We start from the raw sequence: 1,019 nt of genomic DNA, 5'->3' as shown, positions 1-1,019 counted from the left end.
CGGGCGGGCGCGGTGCGCATCGTGCGGGAGACGGGTAAGTCGATCGCTCAGGTGGCGCGTGACCTGGGGATCAACGACGGGACCCTGGCTAACTGGGTGAAGAGGGACCGCGAGCGTCGCGGTGAGGCCGCTGCCGGGCAGTTGTCGGAGGATGAGCGGGCGGAGCTGGCCCGGCTGCGGCGGGAGAACGCCGAGCTGGCGATGGAGCGTGATGTCCTCAAGCGATCCGTGGTCCTGTGGGTCAAGGAAGCGACGGGCCGGTGAGCGTGGCCGGGTTCATCGCTTCCCAGAGGACCGAGTATGAGGTGCCGCACGCGCTGGCCTGCCGGGCGTTGGGGGTGTCGCAGTCGTGGTTCTACAAGTGGCGTGACCGGCCGCCAACGCCCCGCGTTGACCGGCGTGTCCGGCTGGCTACCGCGGTCAGGAAGGTGTTCGACGACTCGGGCGGCACCTACGGCAGCCCGCGCATCGGGATCGAGCTGCGCGAGTCCGGCTGGCAGGTCTCCGACAACACGATCGCGCAGCTCATGGCCGAGATGGGCTTGGCCGCCCGGGTCAAGCGCCGCCGGCGGAGCCTGACCCGCCAAGGTAAACGTCCGGCCGCACCGGACCTGGTCAAGCGGGTGTTCACCGCGCCGGCGCCGGATGTCGCCTGGTGTGGTGACATGACCGAGATCCGCACCGACGAGGGCAAGCTCTACCTGGCCACCGTCATCGACCTGTACTCCCGTCGCATTCTCGGCTACGCGATGGGCGCCCACCACGACGCCGGGCTGGTCGTCGCCGCGCTGAACATGGCCGCCGTCACCCGCGGCGGCAGCGTCGAAGGGGTGATCTTCCACAGCGACAGGGGCAGTGAGTACACCTCGGCCGACTTCGCCCGAGCCTGCTCCCGATGGAAGGTGCGCCAGTCGATGGGCCGGGTCGGGTCGTGCTTCGACAACGCCGTCGCCGAGGCCACCTTCTCCACCATCAAGGTCGAGTACGTACACCGCCGCCACTTCCGCACCCGCACAGAA

The 1,019-nt window shown here is 69.5% G+C and carries 2 protein-coding genes; both read left to right on the top strand.

Annotation, left to right across the window (positions count from 1 at the left end; translation table 11 throughout):
- Nucleotides 1–264 (top strand): transposase (locus AB0B20_RS29105; RefSeq protein ID WP_357475127.1); only part of this gene is annotated, 264 nt, incomplete at its 5' end.
- The coding region (locus AB0B20_RS29100; protein WP_357475124.1) for an IS3 family transposase at nucleotides 237–1,019 on the top strand (783 nt) is incomplete at its 3' end. The genes AB0B20_RS29105 and AB0B20_RS29100, both read left to right, overlap by 28 nt.

It is taken from the genome of Micromonospora sp. NPDC049151 (assembly GCF_040648395.1).
Classification (GTDB): Bacteria; Actinomycetota; Actinomycetes; order Mycobacteriales; family Micromonosporaceae; genus Micromonospora.
This window is presented reverse-complemented; position numbering and strand designations above follow the sequence as displayed.